Source organism: Kitasatospora sp. NPDC056651 (genome assembly GCF_042792155.1).
Lineage (GTDB): Bacteria > Actinomycetota > Actinomycetes > Streptomycetales > Streptomycetaceae > Kitasatospora.
Genome location: NZ_JBHTWX010000010.1, coordinates 26,790 through 48,092 on the forward strand (window position 1 = coordinate 26,790; position 21,303 = coordinate 48,092).

General features: G+C 70.1%; 16 protein-coding genes. 4 read left to right on the forward strand and 12 right to left on the reverse strand.

Translation table 11 applies throughout. The features are described 5' to 3' along the window. Positions 1-48: 48 nt before the first annotated feature. The 4 genes from mshB (at position 49) to ACFRAR_RS06815 (ending at position 5,890) form a co-directional block, all read left to right on the forward strand. A complete protein-coding gene (gene mshB / locus ACFRAR_RS06800; RefSeq protein WP_380695531.1) occupies positions 49-960 on the forward strand; it encodes an N-acetyl-1-D-myo-inositol-2-amino-2-deoxy-alpha-D-glucopyranoside deacetylase in 912 nt (303 codons plus the stop codon). Beyond that, on the forward strand, positions 957-1,415 hold the full coding sequence (locus ACFRAR_RS06805) for a DUF6113 family protein (protein ID WP_380695533.1): 459 nt from the start codon (positions 957-959) through the stop codon (positions 1,413-1,415). Before mshB ends, ACFRAR_RS06805 begins: the two co-directional genes overlap by 4 nt. Positions 1,416-1,658: 243 nt before the next feature. After that, on the forward strand, positions 1,659-4,013 hold the full coding sequence (locus ACFRAR_RS06810) for a hypothetical protein (RefSeq protein ID WP_380695535.1): 2,355 nt from the start codon (positions 1,659-1,661) through the stop codon (positions 4,011-4,013). A gap of 158 nt (positions 4,014-4,171) precedes the next feature. Beyond that, complete coding sequence (locus ACFRAR_RS06815) at positions 4,172-5,890, forward strand: ABC transporter family substrate-binding protein (protein ID WP_380695537.1); 1,719 nt, start codon at positions 4,172-4,174, stop codon at positions 5,888-5,890. A gap of 34 nt (positions 5,891-5,924) precedes the next feature. On the opposite strand, the gene ACFRAR_RS06820 is transcribed toward ACFRAR_RS06815, so the two are convergent. The 12 genes from ACFRAR_RS06820 to typA form a co-directional block, all read right to left on the reverse strand. Continuing rightward, on the reverse strand, positions 5,925-6,974 hold the full coding sequence (locus ACFRAR_RS06820; protein WP_380695539.1) for an ABC transporter ATP-binding protein: 1,050 nt from the start codon (positions 6,972-6,974) through the stop codon (positions 5,925-5,927). A 111-nt stretch (positions 6,975-7,085) separates the two neighbouring features. Then, on the reverse strand, positions 7,086-8,261 hold the full coding sequence (locus ACFRAR_RS06825) for an ABC transporter ATP-binding protein (protein ID WP_380695541.1): 1,176 nt from the start codon (positions 8,259-8,261) through the stop codon (positions 7,086-7,088). Next, positions 8,251-9,303, reverse strand: coding sequence for an ABC transporter ATP-binding protein (locus tag ACFRAR_RS06830; protein ID WP_380695543.1), 1,053 nt, complete (start codon positions 9,301-9,303; stop codon positions 8,251-8,253). The genes ACFRAR_RS06825 and ACFRAR_RS06830 overlap by 11 nt, the downstream gene beginning before the upstream one ends. Positions 9,304-9,319: 16 nt before the next feature. After that, positions 9,320-10,234 carry an ABC transporter permease gene (locus ACFRAR_RS06835; RefSeq protein ID WP_380695673.1) on the reverse strand — a complete coding sequence of 305 codons (915 nt, stop codon included), beginning with the start codon at positions 10,232-10,234 and terminating at the stop codon, positions 9,320-9,322. Between the two features lie 76 nt (positions 10,235-10,310). Next, entirely contained in the window at positions 10,311-11,237 is a 927-nt protein-coding gene (locus tag ACFRAR_RS06840) for an ABC transporter permease (RefSeq protein ID WP_380695545.1), read from the reverse strand. A gap of 108 nt (positions 11,238-11,345) precedes the next feature. Beyond that, positions 11,346-12,971, reverse strand: coding sequence for an ABC transporter substrate-binding protein (locus ACFRAR_RS06845; RefSeq protein ID WP_380695547.1), 1,626 nt, complete (start codon positions 12,969-12,971; stop codon positions 11,346-11,348). Between the two features lie 198 nt (positions 12,972-13,169). Then, positions 13,170-14,186 carry an ABC transporter ATP-binding protein gene (locus ACFRAR_RS06850; protein ID WP_380695549.1) on the reverse strand — a complete coding sequence of 339 codons (1,017 nt, stop codon included), beginning with the start codon at positions 14,184-14,186 and terminating at the stop codon, positions 13,170-13,172. Then, positions 14,179-15,228, reverse strand: coding sequence for an ABC transporter ATP-binding protein (locus ACFRAR_RS06855; RefSeq protein ID WP_380695551.1), 1,050 nt, complete (start codon positions 15,226-15,228; stop codon positions 14,179-14,181). The genes ACFRAR_RS06850 and ACFRAR_RS06855 overlap by 8 nt, the downstream gene beginning before the upstream one ends. Before the next feature lie 19 nt (positions 15,229-15,247). After that, positions 15,248-16,186: an ABC transporter permease gene (locus ACFRAR_RS06860; RefSeq protein WP_380695553.1), complete on the reverse strand. Its 939-nt coding sequence runs from the start codon at positions 16,184-16,186 to the stop codon at positions 15,248-15,250. Further along, positions 16,179-17,105, reverse strand: coding sequence for an ABC transporter permease (locus ACFRAR_RS06865; RefSeq protein WP_380695555.1), 927 nt, complete (start codon positions 17,103-17,105; stop codon positions 16,179-16,181). The genes ACFRAR_RS06860 and ACFRAR_RS06865 overlap by 8 nt, the downstream gene beginning before the upstream one ends. A gap of 140 nt (positions 17,106-17,245) precedes the next feature. Then, entirely contained in the window at positions 17,246-18,883 is a 1,638-nt protein-coding gene (locus tag ACFRAR_RS06870; RefSeq protein ID WP_380695557.1) for an ABC transporter substrate-binding protein, read from the reverse strand. A gap of 431 nt (positions 18,884-19,314) precedes the next feature. Beyond that, positions 19,315-21,219: a translational GTPase TypA gene (typA, locus tag ACFRAR_RS06875; RefSeq protein WP_380695559.1), complete on the reverse strand. Its 1,905-nt coding sequence runs from the start codon at positions 21,217-21,219 to the stop codon at positions 19,315-19,317. Positions 21,220-21,303: the final 84 nt, after the last annotated feature.

The window sequence follows — 21,303 nt, forward strand, 5'->3', positions numbered from 1 at the left end:
CCGAGGGCGGACGACGGGAGTCCGAAGACAGGCCCTAGGCTTCCTCCCATGACCTCGACCACCGGCCGCCGCCGCCTCCTCCTGGTCCACGCGCACCCCGACGACGAGTCGATCGGCAACGGCGCCACCATGGCCCGGTACGCCGCCGAGGGCGCCCGGGTCACGCTGGTGACCTGCACCCTCGGCGAGGGCGGCGAGGTGATCCCCCCGGAGCTGGCCCACCTGACGGCGGATCGGGACGACACCCTCGGCGCGTACCGGATCGGCGAGCTGACCGCGGCGATGGGCGCCCTCGGCGTCACCGACTTCCGCTTCCTCGGCGGTCCGGGGCGCTACCGGGACTCCGGGATGATGGGCGTGCCCGAGAACGACGCGCCCGGCTGCTTCTGGCGGGCGGACGTCGACGAGGCGGCCGGTCACCTGGTCGCGGTGATCCGCGAGGCGCGGCCGCAGGTGCTGGTCACGTACGACGAGAACGGCGGCTACGGGCACCCGGACCACATCCAGGCGCACCGGGTCGCGATGCGCGCGTACGAGCTGGCCGCCGATCCGGCGTTCCGTCCGGCGCTGGGCCCGGCCTGGCGGGTCGCCAAGGTGTACTGGAACCGGATGCCCCGCTCGGTGATCGGGGCCGGCCTCGCCGAGGCCGCCGCCAAGGCGTCCTTCCCGGGTGTCGCCGAGCCCGCCGACATCCCCGGCGTGGTCGACGACGAGGTCGTCACCACGGTGCTGGACGGCGCCGGGTACGCCGCCCCCAAGGCCGCCGCGCTGACCGCGCACGCCACCCAGATCACAGTGGACGACGCGTTCTTCGCGCTCTCCAACGACCTCGCCCAGCCGCTGTTCACCACCGAGTACTACCAGCTGGTACGCGGCCAGGCCGGGCCGGGCGAACCGGAGGACGACCTGTTCGCGGGCCTCGTCCCCGACGCCGCGCACGCCGAGGAGGTCGTCCGATGAGCAGGACCGCCCCCCAGCCGCCGCGCCGCTCGTTCCCGGCCGCCGTCCTCGGCACCCGCGAGGAGCGGCTGGCCGAGTCCCAGCCCCCGCGCCTCGCCCGGATCGCGTCCTACGTCCTGTTCTTCCTGCTGGGCGTCGCGGTGTCGGTCTGCGGATCCTTCGTGCAGGCCCTGTGGCCGCCGGTGGGGGTCCTGCTGGCGCTCGCCGCGACCGCCGCCACCTTCTACGGCGGCCTGCGGGTCACCGGCACCCGGCTCGGCGCGGGCGCGCCCGCGGCCGGCTGGTTCCTGGCGATGCTGCTGCTGATCGTGCCCCGGCCCGAGGGCGACAACGTGCTGTGGTCCAACGCGACCTCGCTGGCCTGGCTGTTCGCCGGCTCGGTGCTGGGCGTGATCTGCGCCACCCTGCCCACCCGCGCCGGCTGGTTCCCGGGGGTGCCCGGCCCCCCGCGCTGACCCGGGTCGTGCACGGCGTACGGTACCTCGTACGACGCGCAGTCAGGAGCGGGCGGCCTTACTCTCATACCGGAGGAACCGGACGTATCAGGATCTGTCCGAAGCCGTTCGCCGCTCAGTTCTTCCCAGTATGGTGGTCCCGCAGAACGCCGTACCCGACCGCCGCCCGCCCCAGCCAGGCCCGGCGACCACGAACCGCGGTCGCGCCGCACGGCCCGCCCGCGAACCCGGAGCAGAGCAGCATTGAGCAGCCGCGAATCTGACAACGCCCACCCGACGCCCCGGCGCACGGGTCCGGACGCCTACCCGTCGGGCACCCCGCCCTACGGCACCCCGGGCCCCGGCGTCGACCGGGCCGCGGCCGGCTCGGGCTCCGCGTCGGGCGGCGAGGACGACGGTCCGAAGACCGAGACCACCCTGACCACCCGGGTCCGGATCAACATCCCCGGCTCGCGTCCGATCCCGCCGGTCGTCGTCCGCAGCGCCGTCAAGAACGAGGACGGCCCGGGCGATGACGCCCCGGCCGCCGCGCCCGAGCCGGGCGGCCCGCGGCACCGCTCCGCGCCGGCCTCGCCCGTCCTCGGTGTGATGGAGGACGGTGGGCGCGCGGCCGCCCCGCCGAGCCTGCCGCCGGAGTGGGAGATGCCGGCGGTCCCGCCGATCCCGGCGGCGACCTCCGAGTCGGAGTCCACCGGCGCCTGGTTCCGGCCGCGCCAGAAGAAGGCCCCGGCCGTCGAGACCGTGCCGGCCGCGGTGCCGGCCGGTGCCACGGGCACGGTGGAGGCCCCGGCCGCGCCGGCCGCCGCCGAACCGCGCCCGCAGGCCGCCCGCCCGGCCGCGGGCCGGGCCGCCCGTGCCGAGGGCGCCGTGAACGGCCGTTCGGTGCCGTCCCAGGGCAAGCAGCCCGACCCTGCCGCGCCCGCCGCGCCGTACCGCGCCGAGGCCGCGGTGGAGGAGCCCGGCGTGTACGAGGCCGCCGCCCCCTTCGCCCCGGCCGCCGAGCCGTTCCCCCCGGTCGCCGACCCGTTCGGCACCTCCGTCCCGGACGCCGGCCGGCCCCAGCAGAACGGCTTCCAGCCCAACGGCTCCCAGCCCAACGGCCGCCCGCGCGGCGGCCGGCAGCGCGACCGTCAGCAGCCCGGCCCGCAGAACGGCTTCCAGCCGAACGGGAACCCGGCCCCCGCGCCGCACCCGCAGGCCGGGCCGGCCGCCGAGGCGAACCCCGAGGACACCTCGGTCGACGGCTTCGCACCGATCCGCGACCACACCCCGCCGCCCGCCGCGATACCCGGACTGCCCCACAACGGCGTCCCGCACGGCACCGACGGCCCTCCGCAGCCCGGCCTGTTCGCCTCGGCCCCGACCGGCACCGACCCGTTCGCCACCCAGCGTCCGACCGCCCCCGGCCAGGAGAACCCCGCCGTCGCGGCCGGCCCCGGCGCCCTCTTCCCGGGCGTGCCCAGTGCCACCCCCGCCCCGCGGCCCGGCGGCCCCGAGCAGGCCGGCCGCGACCCCGAGGCCACCGAGCTCACCCCGCTGCCGACCCCGGCCCCCGGCCCCCGGCCCGAGGCGGCCAAGGACGCACCGGCGCCGGCCCCCGCCAAGGCGAAGGCCGGGCCCGCCGCTCCCGCCAAGGCCAAGCGCGGCGGCCCCGGCAAGAAGCTGGTCAAGCTGGGCGTCTACGGCATCGGCGCGGTGCTGTTCCTCGGCGCCGCCGCGTACGGCACCGGTCTGATGCTCAACCAGTCCGACGTCCCCAAGGGCACCGTGGTGCTCGGCGCCGAGATCGGCGGCAGCAGCCGCGACCAGGCGATCCACCAGCTGGACGAGTCGATCGGCAAGGCCGGCCAGCAGCCGCTCAAGCTGAAGATCGGCGACCAGGCCGTGGACCTCGACCCGACGGTCGCCGGGCTGAGCTTCGACACCACCGCCACCGTGGACGGCCTGGCCCAGCACAGCTACAACCCGGTCGACGTCATCAAGTCGCTCCAGGGCGGCACCAAGGCCGTCGCCCCCGAGGTCAAGGTCGACCGGGCCAAGCTCAAGGCCGCCCTCGACTCCCTGGCCGGCGGCTCCGGCGCGGGCCTCCAGGAGGGCTACGTCAAGTTCGGCGACAACGGCGAGCCGATCGTCGTGCCCGGCCGGGCCGGCCAGGCGGTGGACTCGGCGAGCGCCCTGGACGTGATCGAGCAGGCCTACCGCGACCGCGCCGACGGCAAGCCCGACCAGCCGATCGCCCTCGCCGTCGCGGCCGCCCAGCCGAAGGTCTCCGCCCAGGCCCTCCAGGCCGCCGCCGACAGCCTCGGCAAGCAGGTGGCCTCCGGCAAGGTGCACGTCACGGCCGGCGCCAAGACCTGGGACTTCGGCCCGAGGACCGCCGCCAAGGCGCTCACCCTGGTCCCGGACGCCTCCGGCAAGATCGTGCCCAAGTGGGACCTCGACGCGCTCTCCGGCCAGCTGGGCACCGCGTTCGACAAGGTGAAGGTCAAGAAGAACGGCCAGCTCGCCGCGATCACCCCGCAGGACGTCGCGGACGGCGTCGCCTCGGTGTTCGACAAGACCGGCGACAAGGACCGCACCTTCAAGTTCGCGGTCTGACACCTCCGCGGCCGAAGAACCCGCGCTCGAAAGGGGCGGGCCCGCACCCGGGCCCGCCCCTTCTCCCTGCCCTCCGCGCCGCCGCTCGACAACGCCCCTCCCGGTCAGCAAGATGTGACGCCACACCATCCGTCACATCCACCCCGGGGAGCACGCCGATGCGCCGCCGCCTCCAGCACCACGGGACGGCCCTGCTCGCCGGTCTCACCGCCCTCACCCTCTCGCTGGCCCTCTGCTCCTGCACCACCGGCCAGGGCGGTGCCGGCGGCGACGCGCTACCCTCCGCGCCCTCGTCGCCCAAACTCACCTCGATCGACATCAACCCGCACGACCGGGCCCGGCTGCGCCAGGGTGGCACCCTGAACCTGGCGATCGCCCAGTTCTCCCACCAGTGGTCGCCGATCCACGCCGACGGCGCCGAGTCCACGACCGTCATGGTCAGCAAGCCGCTGCTGCCGACCTTCTTCCGCTCGGACGCGGCCGGCACCCAGACCCCCAACCCGGCCTACCTCCAGGAAGCCCACGCCGACCTCAGGGACGGCCGGCAGGTGGTCACCTGGACCCTCAACCCGAAGGCCCACTGGTCCGACGGGACCCCGATCACCTGGCGCGACATCGAGGCCAACTGGCGCGCCCTGAACGGGAAGGACCCGGCGTACAAGTCCTCCAGCAACACCGGCTTCGAACTGGTCTCCTCGGTCGAGCGCGGCAAGGACGACTTCCAGGCCGTGATGACCTTCGACCGCCCGTTCTCCGAGTGGCAGTCGATGTTCAACAGCGCGAGCAACGCCCCGCTGCTGCCCGCCACCCGGATCTCCACCCCGGAGCTGTTCAACACCGCCTACCTGGACGGGTTCCCGGTCACATCCGGCCCGTTCAGGGTCGAGCGGCTGGACCGCACCGCCCAGACCGTCACACTGGTCGCCGACCCCTCCTGGTGGGGCGACAAACCGGTGCTGGACCGGATCGTCTTCCACGCGATGCTGCCCTCCGCGATGCCCGCCGCCTTCGCCAAGGGAGAGCTCGACCTCGTCAACAACGGCCCGGACGTGGCCGGTTACCAGCTCATCAAGAGCACCAAGGGCGCCGTGGTCCGCCGGGCCGGCGGGCCGGACTTCCGTCAGCTCACCCTGAACGCCCGCACCCCCGCGCTCGGCGACGCGACCGTGCGCCAGGCCGTCTTCCAGGCGATCGACCGGGACGCGGTGATCCGCGCCGACCTCAGCGGCCTGGACTGGCCCACCGTCCCGCTCAACAACCACCTGCTGGTCACCAACCAGAACGGCTACCGCGACAACTCCCTGGGCCTGGCCCGCTACGACCCGGCCGAGGCCGCCCGCAAGCTGGACTCGGCCGGCTGGAAGACGGACGGCGACGTCCGGAAGAAGGACGGCCGCGAGCTGAACCTGCGGATGGTCGTCCCGGCCGGCGTCACCCCGGCCCAGACCGAGGCCGCCAACGCCACCAGGATGCTCAAGGACGTCGGCATCAAGGTCACCACGGTGACCGCCCCCCTCAACGAGTTCTTCGACAAGTACGTCAACCGCGACGACTTCGACATCGCCGCCTACTCCCTGATCGGCACCCCCTTCCCGGCCAGCGGGAACCGTGCCAACTTCGCCCAGAACGGCGGCACCAACCGCGTCGGCGCGGGCAGCCCGGCGGCGGACGCCGCGCTCGACCGGGCCGCCGCCGCGACCGACGCGGCCGCCGTCTCCGAGGCGGTCAACCAGGCCGACGGCGAACTCTGGAAGGTGGCCGGCGTCCTGCCGCTCTACCAGCGCCCGCAGTTGTTCGGAGCCCGCGCCGACCTCGCCAACATCGGCGCCCAGGGCCTGTCCGACATCGTCTGGGAGAACGTCGGCTTCCTGAAGTAGCCGACCGGAGCGGCCCTGCGGGGGCCGGCGGGCCTCAGCCGTGCAGCGTCTCGCGCCAGTAGTGGCAGGCGCTGCGGCGGCCCACCAGCTCCGTCCCGTGCTCGCTCGTCACCGGTACCAGCACCGGGAGTTCGGTGCGGCAGCGGTCCTGCGCACGGTCGCAGCGCGGGTTGAAGGCGCAGCCCTCCGGGATGCGCAGCAGGCTCGGCGGCAGGCCCTTGATGGCGTGCAGGTCCCGGCCCTTCTGGTCCAGCCGGGGGATCGAGTCCAGCAGCCCCCGGGTGTACGGGTGCGCGGGGCGGGCGTACAGCTGGTGGACCGGGGCGGTCTCGACGATCCGGCCCGCGTACATCACGGCGATCTTGTCCGCGACGTCCGCGACCACACCGAGGTCGTGGGTGATCAGGATCAGGCCCATGTTGTACTCGGCCTGGAGTTCGGCGAGCAGGTCCATCACCTGGGCCTGGACGGTCACGTCCAGCGCGGTGGTCGGCTCGTCCGCGATGATCAGATCGGGCTCCAGGGCCAGCGCCATCGCGATCATGATGCGCTGGCGCATCCCGCCGGAGAACTGGTGCGGGAAGTCGCCCACCCGCTGCCTGGCGGCGGGGATGCGGACCCGCTCCATCAGCTCGACGGCCTTCTCCCGCGCCTCCTTGCGGGTGGCCCCCCGGTGCGTCCGGAACATCTCGCCGAGCTGGTAGCCGACGCTGAGCACCGGGTTCAGCGCGGACAGCGAGTCCTGGAAGATCATCGCGATGTGCCCGCCCCGGACGGTCCGCCGGGCGCCCTCGCGCATGGTCAGCAGGTCCTCGCCGCGGAACAGGACCCGCCCCGCGGTGATCCGCCCCGGCGGCATGTCCAGGATGCCCATGATCGCCTGCGCCGTGACCGACTTGCCGGAGCCGGACTCCCCCAGCACCGCCAGCGTCTCCCCGGCCGAGACGGAGTAGCTCACCCCGTTGACGGCCTTGGCCACGCCGTCCCGAGTGTGGAACTCCACGTGCAGGTCGTCGACCTCCAGCAACGGCGTACCGGGCTCCAGGCTCCCCCGACCACCGCCGATCACCTCCACCGCGTCCATGAGAGCAGCCCTCCTCGGCACAGCGGCGTCCACCGTTGGGCGCAGAGCAACTATCAAGGAACAGCGAGTACTTGGCGAGCCCGTGGCAGATCTCTTTTCCGTCACGACCCCTCAGCCCGCGGCCTCGCCGCCCTCGCGCTCCGCCGGGCCCTGCCCGATCTCGCGCTCCGCCGCACTCTGCTCGATCTCGCGCTCCGCCGCGCTCTGCCCGATCTCGCGCTCCGCCGCGAAGTGACAAGCCGAGTCGTGCCGCGCCGCCCCGTCCAGCCAGGACGGCGCGGTCAGCAGCGGCACCTCGACCTCGCACCGCTGCTGGGCCCTCCAGCAGCGGGTGCGGAAGCGGCAGCCGGACGGCGGGTTGGCCGGTGAGGGCACGTCGCCGGTGAGCACGATCCGGTCCCGGGTCTCGCGCGCCGTCGGGTCCGGCACCGGCACCGCGGAGAGCAGCGCCTGGGTGTACGGGTGCGTCGCGTGGTCGTAGATCTCCTCGTCCGAGCCGATCTCGACCATCTTCCCCAGGTACATCACGCCGACCCGGTCCGAGATGTGCCGGACGATCGAGAGGTCGTGCGCGATGAACATGTACGACAGGTTGAACTCGCCCTGCAGCTTGTCCAGCAGGTTGATCACCTGTGCCTGTACCGAGACGTCCAGTGCCGAGACCGGCTCGTCGCAGATGATGACCTCCGGCTTGAGCGCCAACCCCCGTGCGATGCCGATGCGCTGGCGCTGGCCGCCGGAGAACTGGTGCGGGTACCGGTTGATGTACTCGGGGTTGAGTCCGACCACGTCCAGCAGGTCCTGGACGGCCTTGCGGCGGTCGCCCTTGGGCGCCACCTCGGGGTGGATCTCGAACGGCTCGCCGATGATGTCGCCGACCGTCATCCGCGGGTTGAGCGAGGTGTACGGGTCCTGGAACACCATCTGGATGTTCCGGCGGACGGCCTTCAGCGCCCCGCCGGAGAGCCGGGAGATCTCCTCCCCCTTGTAGCGGACCGATCCCCCGGTGGCGGGCTCCAGGTTCATCAGCACCTTGGCCAGTGTGGACTTCCCGCAGCCGGACTCGCCGACGATGCCGAGCGTCTCGCCCTGCATCAGGTCGAAGGTGACCCCGTCCACCGCCTTGACCGCGCCGACCTGCCGCTTGAGGAGGACGCCCTTGGTCAGCGGGAAGTGCTTGACCAGGTCCCGGACTTCGAGGATCGGCTCGCCGCGCGGCACCTCCCGCGCGAGGACGGCCTCCTCCGGCACCGCCGCGCCCAGGGCGCTGGACCCGTTAGCGGCCATGGAGGGTCTCCTTCCAGAAGAAACAGGCGCTGCCGCGTCCCTCCGTCGGCGCCCCGTCCTCCTCGGCGACCGGGAACAGCTCCGGCACCTCGGCCCGGCAGACGTCCTGGGCGCGCGGGCAGCGCGGGTTGAAGGCGCAGCCCTCGGGGACGCGCAGCAGGTTGGGCGGCAGGCCCTTGATGGCGTAGAGTTCCTGGCCCTTCTGGTCCAGCCGGGGGATCGAGTCCAGCAGCCCCCGGGTGTACGGGTGCGCGGGGCGGGCGTACAGCTGGTGGACCGGGGCGGTCTCGACGATCCGGCCCGCGTACATCACGGCGATCTTGTCCGCGACGTCCGCGACCACGCCCAGGTCGTGGGTGATCAGGATCAGGCCCATGTTGTACTCGGCCTGGAGTTCGGCGAGCAGGTCCATCACCTGGGCCTGGACGGTCACGTCCAGCGCGGTGGTCGGCTCGTCCGCGATGATCAGATCGGGCTCCAGGGCCAGCGCCATCGCGATCATGATGCGCTGGCGCATCCCGCCGGAGAACTGGTGCGGGAAGTCGCCCACCCGCTGCCTGGCGGCGGGGATGCGGACCCGCTCCATCAGCTCGACGGCCTTCTCCCGCGCCTCCTTGTGGGAGGTCCCCCGGTGGGCCCGGAACATCTCGCCGAGCTGGTAGCCGACGCTGAGCACCGGGTTCAGCGCGGACAGCGAGTCCTGGAAGATCATCGCGATCTTCCGGCCGCGGATCCGCCGCCGCTCGTCCTTGCCCATCGTGAGCATGTCCTGGCCGCGGTAGAGGATCTCGCCGCGCGGGATCCGGGCCGGCGGCATGTCCAGGATGCCCATGATCGCCTGCGCCGTGACCGACTTGCCGGAGCCGGACTCCCCCAGCACCGCCAGCGTCTCCCCGGCCGAGACGGAGTAGTCGACGCCGTTCACGGCCCGGGCGACGCCGTCCCGGGTGACGAACTCGACGTGCAGGTCCCGGACGTCGAGCAGCGGCCCCGGGAACGGCGCCTCCCGCTCGTGCCCGGTGGTGTCCAGCGCTGTGCTCACGACGCGCTCCCCTCGCTCAGCGAAGCTTCGGATCGAGGGCGTCGCGCACCGCGTCGCCCAGCATGATGAAGGCCAGCACCGTGATCGAGAGTGCCGCGGCCGGGAAGAACAGCACGTACGGCGCGGTCCGGATCACCTTCTGCGCGGAGGAGATGTCGATGCCCCAGGAGATGGTCGGGTCCTGGAGTCCGATGCCGAGGAAGCTCAGCGTCGCCTCGGTGGCGATGTAGCCGCCGAGCGCGATCGTCGCCACCACGATCACCGGCGCGAGCGCGTTCGGCAGGATGTGCCGGAACATCAGCCGGCCGGTGCCGGCGCCGAGCGCCCGCCCGGCCACCACGTAGTCGGACTGTTTGACGGTCAGCACCGCGCCGCGCATCACCCGGGCGATCTGGGTCCAGCCGAGCACGCCCAGCGCGATGACCACGCTCCACACCGTGCGGGTGGCGAAGGCGTTCAGCAGCACCAGCGCGCCGAGCAGCAGCGGGATGCCGAAGAAGATGTCCGTGATCCGGGAGAGCACCGCGTCGATCCAGCCGCCGAAGTAGCCGGCCACCATCCCGGTCAGTCCGCCGAGCACGGTGACGGCGGCGGTGACGAAGATGCCGACGGTGATCGAGGCCCGGGCCCCGTACACCACCCGGGCGTAGATGGACCGGCCCTGGGCGTCGTAGCCGAACCAGCCGGCCCCGAAGACGTCGCCCCAGCTGGGCCGTCTGAGGTAGTTGTTCACCAGGTCGGCGTGGCGCGGGTCGGCGCCGGTGAACGCCCAGGGGAAGACCGCCATCACCACCAGCAGCAGGATGAGCACCGCCGAGATCAGGAAGATCGGCCGCCGGCGCAGGTCCCGCCAGGCGTCCGCCCAGAGGCTGCGGGCCTCCTCGCGCTTCACCACGTCCGGTTCGACCAAGGTCTCCTGCTCGACCGCCATGCCCTGCTCCCCCGCGTAGTCGAGGCGTGACACCCCCGGCTTGGGGTGCGGCTCGTACGAGTCCTCGTCGTGGATGTCAGGCATAGCGGATCCTCGGGTCCAGGACCGCGTAGAGCAGGTCGACGAGCAGGCTGGCGACCAGGTAGACGATCACCAGGACGGTCACGATGCCGACCACGGTGGGGCCCTCCTTCTGGTTGATCGCCCGGTACAGGACGTTGCCGATGCCCTGCACGTTGAAGATGCCCTCGGTGACGATCGCCCCGCCCATCAGCGCGCCGAGGTCGGTGCCGAGGAAGGTCACCACCGGGATCAGCGAGTTGCGCAGCAGGTGGCGGGTGATGACGGTCCGTCGCGGCAGGCCCTTGGCGACCGCGGTGCGGATGTAGTCGGCCCGCAGGTTCTCGCCGATCGAGGTCCGGGCGAGCCGGGCGACGTACGCGAGCGAGAGCGAGCCCAGCACGATGGCCGGCAGCACCAGCTGGGTCAGGTCGTAGCTGTCCTGGACGGTCGGAGTGACCCAGCCCAGGTTGGTGGCGAACACCGTCTGCGCGATGTAGGCCAGTACGAAGACCGGGATCGAGATCACCACCAGGGTGAGGATCAGCACCAGGGTGTCCGCGATGCTGCCGCGCCACAGGCCGGAGACCAGGCCGAGGGCGAGGCCGGCGACCATCTCGAAGACGAAGGCCAGCAGGGCGAGCCGGATGGTGACCGGGAAGGCGCCCGCCATGATGTCGGTGACCGGCCGGCCGGTGAAGCTGGTGCCGAAGTCCCCCTGGAAGAGGTTCCCCATGTAGTGCAGGTACTGCTTCCAGATCGGCTGGTCCAGGTAGTACGTGTGCTTGATGCTGGCGACCACGGCCGGGTCGGCGGCCTTCTCGCCGAACAGTGCCGCCACCGGATCGCCCGGCAGCGTGTAGACCATCAGGAAGATCAGCAGTGTGGCGCCGAAGAACACCGGGATCATCTGCAGCACCCGCCGCAGCACGTAACTGCCCATCCGGGCCTCCTTCCTAGGTGTCCGGCCGGGTTCCGGCCGGCCGTCGGCCGCGAGACCGGGCCCCGCCCTCCGCGCGGGGAGGGCGGGGCCGGCGCGAGGGGGCGGGGCTCAGCCCTTGACCTCGACCTGGGTCCAGGCCGGGTTCCCGAAGGAGTCGAACTTCACGTTCTGCACCTTGGTCGAGTAGCCGGAGTTGGTGCGGTAGTACCAGAGCGGGATGGCCGGCATGCCGCTCGGCAGCACCGCCTCGGCCTGCTGGTAGCCGGTCACCGTGTCGGCGACGCTGCCCGCCTCGTCGGCCTTGGTGGCGGCTTCGTCGAACTTCGGGTCGCTGTAGCCGAAGTCGTTGGACGCGGCGCCGGTGCGGTACACGTCCGCCAGGAAGTTGGCGTTCAGCGGGTAGTCCTGCACCCAGCCGGTGCGGAAGGCGCCGTTGATCTGGTGCCCGGTGATCGCGGCCCGCGCCGTCTTGAAGTCGGGCTTCGGGTCGCCCAGACAGTCGACCCCGGTGCTCTGCCGGATCGAGTTGCAGACCGCGTCGACCCACTCCTTGTGGCCGCCGTCCGCGTTGTAGGTGATCATCAGCTTGTTGCCGGGGACGCCGCCGCCCTCCTCGATCAGCTGCTTGGCCTTGGCCGGATCGAACTTGCAGTTGTCGCCGCAGGTGCCGTCCTTGTAGCCCTCGACGCCCTCGGCGACCCAGGCGGTGGCGGGCTTGCGGGAGCCCTGGAGCACCGTCTTGGTGATGGTGTCGCGGTCGATCGCCATCGACAGGCCCTGGCGCACCTTGGCCTTCTCCGGCCCGGACCAGTCGCCCTGGTAGAGCGTGAAGCCGATGTTCTGGATGGCGCCCTGCGGCTCGTCCACCGCGCGGTCGCCGAGGTCGCTCTTGTACGTGGCCAGCGCGGACGGCGGCACCTGGTCCGCCACGTCCAGGTTGTTGGACTGGAGGTCCGCGTACGCGGCCTCGGCCGTGGTGTACATCTTGAAGACGATGCCGCCGTTCTTCGGCTTGTCCGCGCCCTGGTAGTCCGGGAAGCTCTTGGTCACCACCTGGCTGTTGTGCGCCCAGCTGACGAACTCGTACGGGCCGTTGCCCACCGGCTTCTGCCCGTATCCGGCCGGGTCCTTGTAGAAGCCCTCGGGCAGCGGCGAGAAGGCGATGTAGCCGAGCTTGTACTCGAAGTACGAGACCTTGTGGATCAGCTTGACGGTGAAGTGGAGGTCGTCGGTGACGGTCAGCCCGGACATCTTGTCCGTGCTCGCCGAGCCGGAGGCCGGGTGGACGTCCTGGTAGCCCTCGATGTCGGAGAACCAGGAGCTGTTGATCTGGTTGTTGGCGGGGTTGGCGCCCCAGTTCCAGGCGTCGACGAAGTTCTGGGCGTGCACCGGGGTGCCGTCGTGGAACTTCCAGCCGTCCTTCAGCGTGATGTCGAAGGTCTGCGAGTCGCTGGTGTCGATCTTGTCCGCGACCTGCATCCGGATCTTGGCGTTGCTCGGGTCGTAGTCCACGAGCCCCTTGAAGAGGTTCTGGATGATGCGGCCGCCGCCGACCTCGTTCGCGTTGGCGGGCTGCAGCGGGTTCTGCGGCTCGTTGCTCTGGTAGCTGAACGTCTTGCTCGCGTCCGACGAACTGCTACTGCTCCCTCCCCCGCTGTCGCCGCATCCGGTGGCCACCAGGACCACGGACGTCGCGGCGGCGAGGACCCAACGGGCACGGACGGCTACGGGCATGGAGGTCCCTCCTCAGGGTGTGTGTCGCATCACACCCCATGAGAAGCGCGGCCCGGCGACGGCGCGCGTCAAGTGCACTCGGACGGGTGCGTGGACCTCGCCCGGAGTTGACGGGGCGCCGGACCGGTGCGGACCGGCCGAAACACGGGAAGGGCCCGCGGCGCGAACGCCGCGGGCCCTTCCTGGAACCACCGGGGATCAGGCCGCGGCCTGCTCCCGGACCTCGGGGAAGTGGCAGGCCGACTCGTGCGCGGCCGGGCCCTCCAGCACCGAGGGCACCGCGAGCAGCGGGATCTCCTGGGAGCACCGCTCCTCCGCCTTCCAGCAGCGGGTGCGGAAGCGGCAGCCGGACGGCGGGTTGGCCGGCGAGGGGATGTCGCCGGCGAGCACGATCCGGTCCCGGGTCTCGCGCGCCGTCGGGTCCGGCACCGGCACCGCGGAGAGCAGCGCCTGGGTGTACGGGTGGGTGGCGTTCTCGTAGATCTCCTCGTCCGAGCCGATCTCGACCATCTTGCCCAGGTACATCACGCCGACCCGGTCGGAGATGTGCCGGACGATGGAGAGGTCGTGGGCGATGAACATGTAGGAGAGGCCGAACTCGCCCTGGAGCTGCTCCAGCAGGTTGATCACCTGCGCCTGGACGGACACGTCCAGCGCCGAGACCGGCTCGTCGCAGATGATGATCTCCGGCTTGAGCGCGAGACCGCGGGCGATGCCGATGCGCTGGCGCTGGCCGCCGGAGAACTGGTGCGGGTACCGGTTGATGTACTCCGGGTTCAGACCCACGACGTCCAGCAGGTCCTGGACGGCCTTGCGGCGGTCGCCCTTGGGCGCCACCTCGGGGTGGATCTCGAACGGCTCGCCGATGATGTCGCCGACCGTCATCCGCGGGTTGAGCGAGGTGTACGGGTCCTGGAACACCATCTGGATGTTGCGGCGGACGGCCTTGAGGGCCGAACCCTGCAGCGTGGAGATGTCCTCGCCCTTGAACAGCACCTGGCCGGAGGTGGCACGCTCCAGGTTCATCAGCACCTTGGCCAGCGTGGACTTGCCACAGCCGGACTCGCCGACGATGCCGAGCGTCTCACCCTTCTTCAGCTCGAAGGAGATGCCGTCGACGGCCTTGACCGCGCCGACCTGCTTCTTGAAGAGGATGCCCTGGGTCAGCGGGTAGTGCTTGACCAGGTCCTTGACCTCCAGGATGGTCTCAGCCATGGAGGGTCTCCTTCCAGAGGTGGCACGCGCTGCGGCGGCCGGTGAGCTCCTTGCCGTCCTTGTCCGTCACGTGGTGCAGCGCCGGGGTCTCGGTGCGGCACAGGTCGGTGGCGACGTCGCAGCGGGGGTTGAACGCGCAGCCGGCCGGAACCTTCAGCAGGTTCGGGGGCAGGCCCTTGATCGCGTACAGCTCCTGGCCCTTCTGGTCCAGGCGCGGGATGGAACGGAGCAGGCCCTTGGTGTACGGGTGCGCGGGGTTCGCGTACAGGTCGTGCACCGGGGCGGTCTCCACGATCCGGCCCGCGTACATCACGGCGATCTTGTCCGCGACGTCGGCGACCACGCCGAGGTCGTGGGTGATCAGGATCAGACCCATGTTGTACTCGGCCTGGAGCTCGGCGAGCAGGTCCATCACCTGGGCCTGGACGGTCACGTCCAGGGCGGTGGTGGGCTCGTCGGCGATGATCAGGTCGGGCTGGAGCGACAGCGCCATGGCGATCATGATGCGCTGGCGCATGCCGCCGGAGAACTGGTGCGGGAAGTCGTTCACCCGCTGCCTGGCCGCGGGGATGCGCACCCGCTCCATCAGCTCGATGGCCTTCTCCTTCGCCTCCTTCTTGGAGGCGCCCTGGTGCACCCGGAACATCTCGCCGAGCTGGTAGCCGACGCTGAGCACCGGGTTCAGCGCGGACAGCGCGTCCTGGAAGATCATCGCGATCTTCCGGCCGCGGATCTGCCGCCGCTGCTCGTTGCTCATCTTGAGCATGTCCTGGCCGCGGTACAGGATCTCGCCCTGGGTCACCTTGCCCGGGGGCATGTCCAGGATGCCCATGATGGTCTGCGCCGTCACGGACTTGCCGGAGCCGGACTCGCCGAGCACGGCGAGCGTCTCGCCGGCCGCGACGGAGTAGTTGACGCCGTTCACGGCCTTGGCGATCCCGTCCCGGGTGTGGAACTCCACGTGGAGGTCCTTCACCTCCAGGAGAGGGGTGCCAACTTCGAGACGTTCGTTCTTCTGGCTGTTCTCGATCACGGTGGTCATCGGGTCGTCACCTCTTCTCTCAACGGAGCTTCGGGTCGAGGGCGTCGCGCACCGCGTCGCCGAGCATGATGAAGGCCAGCACGGTGAGGCTCAGCATGCCGGCGGGGAAGAACAGGGCGAACGGCGCCGTACGGATCACCTTCTGGGCCGAGTTGATGTCGATACCCCAGGAGATGGTCGGGTCCTGCAGACCGATGCCGAGGAAGCTCAGCGTGGCCTCGGTGGCGATGTAACCGCCGAGCGCGATGGTCGCGACGACGATCACCGGGGCGACCGCGTTCGGCAGGATGTGCTTGAACATGATCCGGTTGGTGCTGGCCCCCAGGGCCTTGGCCGCCGTCACGAAGTCGGCCTGCTTGACCGTGATCACCGAGCCGCGCATGACACGGGTCATCTGGGTCCAGCCCAGGGCCGACAGCGCGAAGACCACGCTCCAGACGGTGCGGGTGGTGAAGGCGTTGAGGACCACCAGCGAGCCGAGCAGCAGCGGGATGCCGAAGAAGATGTCGGTGACGCGGGAGATGATCGTGTCGACCCAGCCCCCGAAGTAGCCGGCGACCATGCCGGCGATGCCGCCGAGGACGGTCACGCCGACGGTGACGCAGATGCCGACCACGACCGAGGCCCGGGCGCCGTAGATGACGCGCGCGTAGATGCTGCGGCCCTGGAGGTCGTAACCGAACCAGTCCGGCTGGAAGAGGTGGCTGTAGTTCGGCTTCGTCAGGTAGTGCGCTCGCAGGTCGCCCGCCCGCGGGTCCACCGAGGTGAACAGGCCCGGTGCGATCGCGATGACGACCAGCAGCACGATGAGCAGCGCGGAGAGCACGAAGATCGGCTTGCGGCGCAGGTCGTGCCAGGCGTCGGAGCCGAGGCTGCGGGCCTTCTCCGGCTTGGCGGCCGCGGTGGCGGCCTGGGCCGGGATCTCCTCGGCCGTCTTCTTCTCGGTCAGGTCAGGCATAACGGATCCTCGGGTCCAGGACCGCGTAAAGCAGGTCGACGAGCAGGCCAGCAACCAGGTACACGATCACCAGGAAGGCCACGAAGCCGGAGACCGTCGAGCCCTCCTTCAGGTTGATCGCGTGGAAGAGCGCGTTGCCGACACCCTTGACGTTGAAGATGCCTTCGGTGACGATCGCGCCGCCCATCAGGGCGCCCAGGTCGGTGCCGAGGAAGGTGACCACCGGGATCAGCGAGTTGCGCAGCAGGTGGGTGCCGATCACCTTGCGCCGCGGCAGGCCCTTGGCCGTCGCGGTGCGGACGTAGTCGGCCTTGATGTTCTCGGCGATGGAGGTACGGGTGAGGCGCGCCACGTAGGCCAGCGACACCGAGCCGAGCACGATGGCCGGCAGCATCAGCTGGGTGATGTCGTTCGAGTCCTGGACGGTCGGCGTGACCCAGTGCAGGTTGTCCGCGAAGATCGTCTGGAAGATGAAGCCGAGGACCGGGATCGGGATCGAGATCAGCAGCAGGGTGAAGACCAGGGCGCCCTTGTCGAACGCCTTGCCGCGGCGCAGACCGGCGAGCAGGCCGATGCCGATGCCCAGCACGATCTCGATGAGGAACGCGAGCAGTGCCAGCCGAACCGTGACCGGCAGCGCCTCGGTGATCACGTCGCGCACCGGTCGCTGGGCCAGGGTCTTTCCGAAGTCACCGGTCAGCAGGTTCCCCATGTAGTCGAGGTACTGCTGAAGCATCGGCTTGTCGAGACCCATCGTGTGCTTCAGGGCCGCGACCTGCGCCGGGTCCGGCGCCTTGTCGCCCCACATCGCGGCCACCGGGTCACCCGGCAGCGCGTGCACCATCAAAAAGATGAGCAGGGTCGTTCCGAAGAAGACCGGGATCATCTGGAGCAGTCGCCTCGCGACAAAGCGCCCCATCGTGCCTCCATGTATGGCTCTGCCGGGCCCGTCAACCCGGCAAGAGATAAGTCGGCGTGCCAACGGCCGGTGCCAGTCCTCGCCCTTGTGGGGATGGACGGGCACCGGCCGTTGTCACCGGGTCAGGCGGTGCCGACCGATTACTTCTTCTTGACCTCGACGTCGGTGAAGACCGGGTCGCCGAAGGAGTCGAACTTCACGTTCTGGACGTTCTTGGAGTAGCCGGAGCTGGTCTTGTAGTACCAGAGCGGGATGGACGGCATGTCCTTCGCCAGCTGGGCCTCGGCCTGCTGGTACAGCTCGGCGGTCTTCTCGACCGAGGTGGCGGCGTCCGCCTCCTTGGCCAGCTTGTCGAACTCCGGGCTGGAGTACTGGTTGTCGTTCGACGAGGCGCCGGTGCCGTAGACGTCACGCAGGAAGTTGGCGTTCAGCGGGTAGTCCTGCACCCAGCCGGTACGCATCATGCTCTGGACCTGCTTGTTGGTGACGACGTCACGCACGGTCTTGAAGTCCGGCTTCGGGTCACCGGTGCAGTCGATGCTGGTCGCCTGGCGGATGGAGTTGCAGACCGCGTCCACCCACTCCTTGTGGCTGCCGTCGGCGTTGTACAGGATGGTGAGCTTGTTGCCGGGGACGCCGCCGCCCTCGGTGATCAGCTGCTTGGCCTTCTCCGGGTTGTACTTGCAGTACTCGCCGCAGGTGTCGGCCTTGTAGCCCATGACGCCGGGGGCGACCCACGAGTCGGCGGGGATGCGGTTGCCGTTCAGGACGGTCTTGGTGATGGTGTCGCGGTCGATCGCCATCGAGATGCCCTGGCGGACCTTGGCCTTCTCCGGGGCGTTCCAGTCACCCTGGTACAGCGCGAAGCCGACGTTCTGGATGGCACCCTGCGCCTGGTCGACGGCGCGCTTGCCCAGGTCGTCCTTGTACTTCGGCAGGTCGGTCGAGTCGACCTGGTCCAGGACGTCCAGGGTGTCGGACATCAGGTCCTTGTACGCGGCCTCACCGGTGCTGTAGTTCCGGAAGACGATGCCGCCGTTCTTCGGCTTGTCAGTGCCGGCGTACTTGTCGAACGCCTTGACGGTGACGGCCTTGTTGTGCTCCCACGAGACGAACTGGTAGGGGCCGTTGCCGACCGGCTTCTGGCCGTAGCCCTCCGGGTCCTTGAAGAAGCCCTCGGGCAGCGGGGAGAAGGCCGCGTAGCCGAGCTTGTACGTGAAGTACGAGACCGGGTCGGTCAGCTGCACGGTGAAGTGGGTGTCGTCGACGATCTTCAGACCGGACATCTCGGTCGCCGTCGGGTCGCCCTTCTCCGGGTGGACATCGGAGTAGCCGACGATGTCGGAGAACCAGGAGGAGTTGATCTGGTTGTTCTTCGTGTTGGCCGACCAGTTCCAGGCCTTCACGAAGGACGCCGCGGTGACCGGGGTGCCGTCGTGGAACGTCCAGCCGGACTTCAGCGTGACGGTGTAGTTCTTGGCGTCGGTGGTCTCGATCTTGTCGGCCACCTGGTTGCGCAGCGCGCCGGTCGCGGGGTCGTAGTCGACGAGGCCCTTGAAGAGCTCCTTGACGATACGGCCGCCGATGTTCTCGTTGGCGTTGGCCGGCTGGAGCGGGCGCTGCGGCTCACCGCTCTGGTAGCTGAAGGTGGCCCCGGCGTTGACTTCACCGTTGCCGGAGCTGCCCCCGGAGGTGTCGCTGCTGCTGCTGCACGCAGTCGCGGCGAGGGCGACCGCAACAGCTGCGACAACCCACTTGGCCTGGCTCGCACCGCGCATCGGTGTGCCTCCTGAATTCGACGTTGCAACGAGGAGGGCACTGCGGAACGGTTGCCACCGGGCCCGCTGTGCCGTCCGCGCTCGTGGTTTCGGCGCGCACCCCTGCGCGTTCACCCTTGACCCGAGCCTGACTGCACCCACTATCCGTCACGCACGGACACGAAAGTGACCAGTGACGATCTCAATTAGGTCACATGAACAGTCGGTAAGTTTCGAAAACCGGACATTTGAGACATAGCCAGACAGGCACCAAACGGACAGTCGTCACGGATGACGAACTGTCACGTCCGCTCAGCGGACACTCGGGTGTGATGAGCGCTATTCCGTGAATAGCGGCCCCGACAACTTGGAGTAGTTGAAAAAGTTCGCCCCCCTCTCCATGGGAAAGGGGGGCGAATCATTCCGGCCAATGGCCGTTCAGCGCGTCCGGATCACGCCTTCTTGGCGCGCGAGGCGGTGCGGCCGCGGTCCTTCTGGTCAAGGACGACCTTACGGATGCGAACCGTCTCCGGGGTCACCTCGATGCACTCGTCCTCGCGGCAGAACTCCAGCGACTGCTCCAGCGAGAGCTTGCGCGGCGGGACGATCGACTCGGCCACGTCGGCGTTCGCCGACCGCATGTTGGTGAGCTTCTTCTCCTTGGTGATGTTCACGTCCATGTCGTCGGCGCGCGAGTTCTCGCCGACGATCATGCCCTCGTACACCTCGGTGCCCGGCTCGCAGAAGAGCACGCCGCGCTCCTGGAGGTTGGTCATCGCGAAGGCGGTGACCACACCGGCCCGGTCGGCGACCAGCGAGCCGTTGTTCCGGGTGGTCAGGTTGCCGAACCACGGCTCGTGGCCCTCGTGGATCGAGTGCGCGATGCCGGTGCCGCGGGTGTTGGTGAGGAACTCGGTGCGGAAGCCGATCAGGCCGCGGGACGGCACGACGAACTCCATCCGGACCCAGCCCGAGCCGTGGTTGGACATGTTGTCCATCCGGCCCTTGCGGATGCCCATGAGCTGCGTGACCGCGCCCATGTGCTCCTCCGGCACGTCCACGGTGAGGCGCTCGACCGGCTCGTGGGTCTTGCCGTTGACCTGCTTGGTGACCACCTGCGGCTTGCCGACGGTCAGCTCGAAGCCCTCGCGACGCATGGTCTCGATCAGGATGGCCAGCGCCAGCTCACCGCGACCCTGCACCTCCCAGGCGTCCGGACGCTCGGTGTCCAGCACGCGCAGCGAGACGTTACCGATCAGCTCGCGGTCCAGGCGGTCCTTCACCTGGCGGGCGGTGACCTTGCGGTCCACCTTGCCGGCGGCCTTGGCGTCCGCGCCCTTGCCGCTGCCGCCACGGCCGACCAGCGGGGAGGTGTTGGTGCCGATGGTCATCGAGATGGCCGGCTCGTCCACCGTGATCAGCGGCAGCGCGATCGGGTTCTCCGGGTCGGCCAGGGTCTCGCCGATCATGATCTCGCCGATGCCGGCGACGGCGCAGATGTCACCGGGGCCCGCCACCTCGGCCGGCTTGCGGGTGAGCGCCTCCGTCATCAGCAGCTCGGAGATGCGGACGTTCTGGATCGAGCCGTCACGCTTGATCCAGGCCACGGTCTGGCCCTTGCGCAGCTCGCCCTGCTCGACGCGCAGCAGCGCGATGCGGCCGAGGAAGTTGTCGGCGTCCAGGTTGGTGACGTGGGCCTGGAGCGGCGCGGCCTCGTCGTAGCTGGGGGCCGGGACGTGCTCCAGCAGGGTGGAGAAGAACGGCTCCAGGCTGGTGCTGTCGGCCGGGACGGTGCCGTTCTCCGGCTTGGTCAGCGAGGCGACGCCGTCACGGGCGCAGGCGTAGACGATCGGGAACTCGATCTGGTCCTCGTCCGCGTCCAGGTCCAGGAACAGGTCGTAGGTCTCGTTGATGACCTCGTCGATCCGGGAGTCCGGACGGTCGGTCTTGTTGATGCAGAGGATGACGGGCAGGCGGGCGGTGAGCGCCTTGCGCAGCACGAAGCGGGTCTGCGGCAGCGGGCCTTCGGAGGCGTCGACCAGCAGGACGACCGCGTCCACCATCGACAGACCGCGCTCGACCTCGCCACCGAAGTCGGCGTGGCCCGGGGTGTCGATGATGTTGATGGTGATCGGCGCGCCACCGTCCTTGGGGTGGTACTTGACGGCGGTGTTCTTCGCGAGAATGGTGATGCCCTTCTCGCGCTCCAGGTCGTTGGAGTCCATCATCCGGTCGTCGAGGTGCTGGTGGGCGGCGAAGGCGCCGGCCTGCTTCAGCATGGCGTCGACCAGGGTGGTCTTGCCGTGGTCGACGTGGGCGACGATGGCGACGTTACGGATGTCGTTGCGCGTGGGCATGCCTAGCGGATTCTCCCGGAATCGTGGGTTACGGCGCCCGGCTGCGTGACGCGCACTTGCGATCCCATTCGATCGCCGCCGCCC

Coding starts and splice junctions, on each gene's coding strand:
- mshB (WP_380695531.1), top strand. CDS start 49: ATGACCTCGACCACCGGCCGCCGCCGCCTCCTCCTGGTCCACGCGCAC.
- ACFRAR_RS06805 (WP_380695533.1), top strand. CDS start 957: ATGAGCAGGACCGCCCCCCAGCCGCCGCGCCGCTCGTTCCCGGCCGCC.
- ACFRAR_RS06815 (WP_380695537.1), top strand. CDS start 4,172: ATGCGCCGCCGCCTCCAGCACCACGGGACGGCCCTGCTCGCCGGTCTC.
- ACFRAR_RS06820 (WP_380695539.1), bottom strand. CDS start 6,974: ATGGACGCGGTGGAGGTGATCGGCGGTGGTCGGGGGAGCCTGGAGCCC.
- ACFRAR_RS06825 (WP_380695541.1), bottom strand. CDS start 8,261: ATGGCCGCTAACGGGTCCAGCGCCCTGGGCGCGGCGGTGCCGGAGGAG.
- ACFRAR_RS06835 (WP_380695673.1), bottom strand. CDS start 10,234: ATGGCGGTCGAGCAGGAGACCTTGGTCGAACCGGACGTGGTGAAGCGC.
- ACFRAR_RS06840 (WP_380695545.1), bottom strand. CDS start 11,237: ATGGGCAGTTACGTGCTGCGGCGGGTGCTGCAGATGATCCCGGTGTTC.
- ACFRAR_RS06845 (WP_380695547.1), bottom strand. CDS start 12,971: ATGCCCGTAGCCGTCCGTGCCCGTTGGGTCCTCGCCGCCGCGACGTCC.
- ACFRAR_RS06850 (WP_380695549.1), bottom strand. CDS start 14,186: ATGGCTGAGACCATCCTGGAGGTCAAGGACCTGGTCAAGCACTACCCG.
- ACFRAR_RS06855 (WP_380695551.1), bottom strand. CDS start 15,228: ATGACCACCGTGATCGAGAACAGCCAGAAGAACGAACGTCTCGAAGTT.
- ACFRAR_RS06860 (WP_380695553.1), bottom strand. CDS start 16,186: ATGCCTGACCTGACCGAGAAGAAGACGGCCGAGGAGATCCCGGCCCAG.
- ACFRAR_RS06865 (WP_380695555.1), bottom strand. CDS start 17,105: ATGGGGCGCTTTGTCGCGAGGCGACTGCTCCAGATGATCCCGGTCTTC.
- ACFRAR_RS06870 (WP_380695557.1), bottom strand. CDS start 18,883: ATGCGCGGTGCGAGCCAGGCCAAGTGGGTTGTCGCAGCTGTTGCGGTC.
- typA (WP_380695559.1), bottom strand. CDS start 21,219: ATGCCCACGCGCAACGACATCCGTAACGTCGCCATCGTCGCCCACGTC.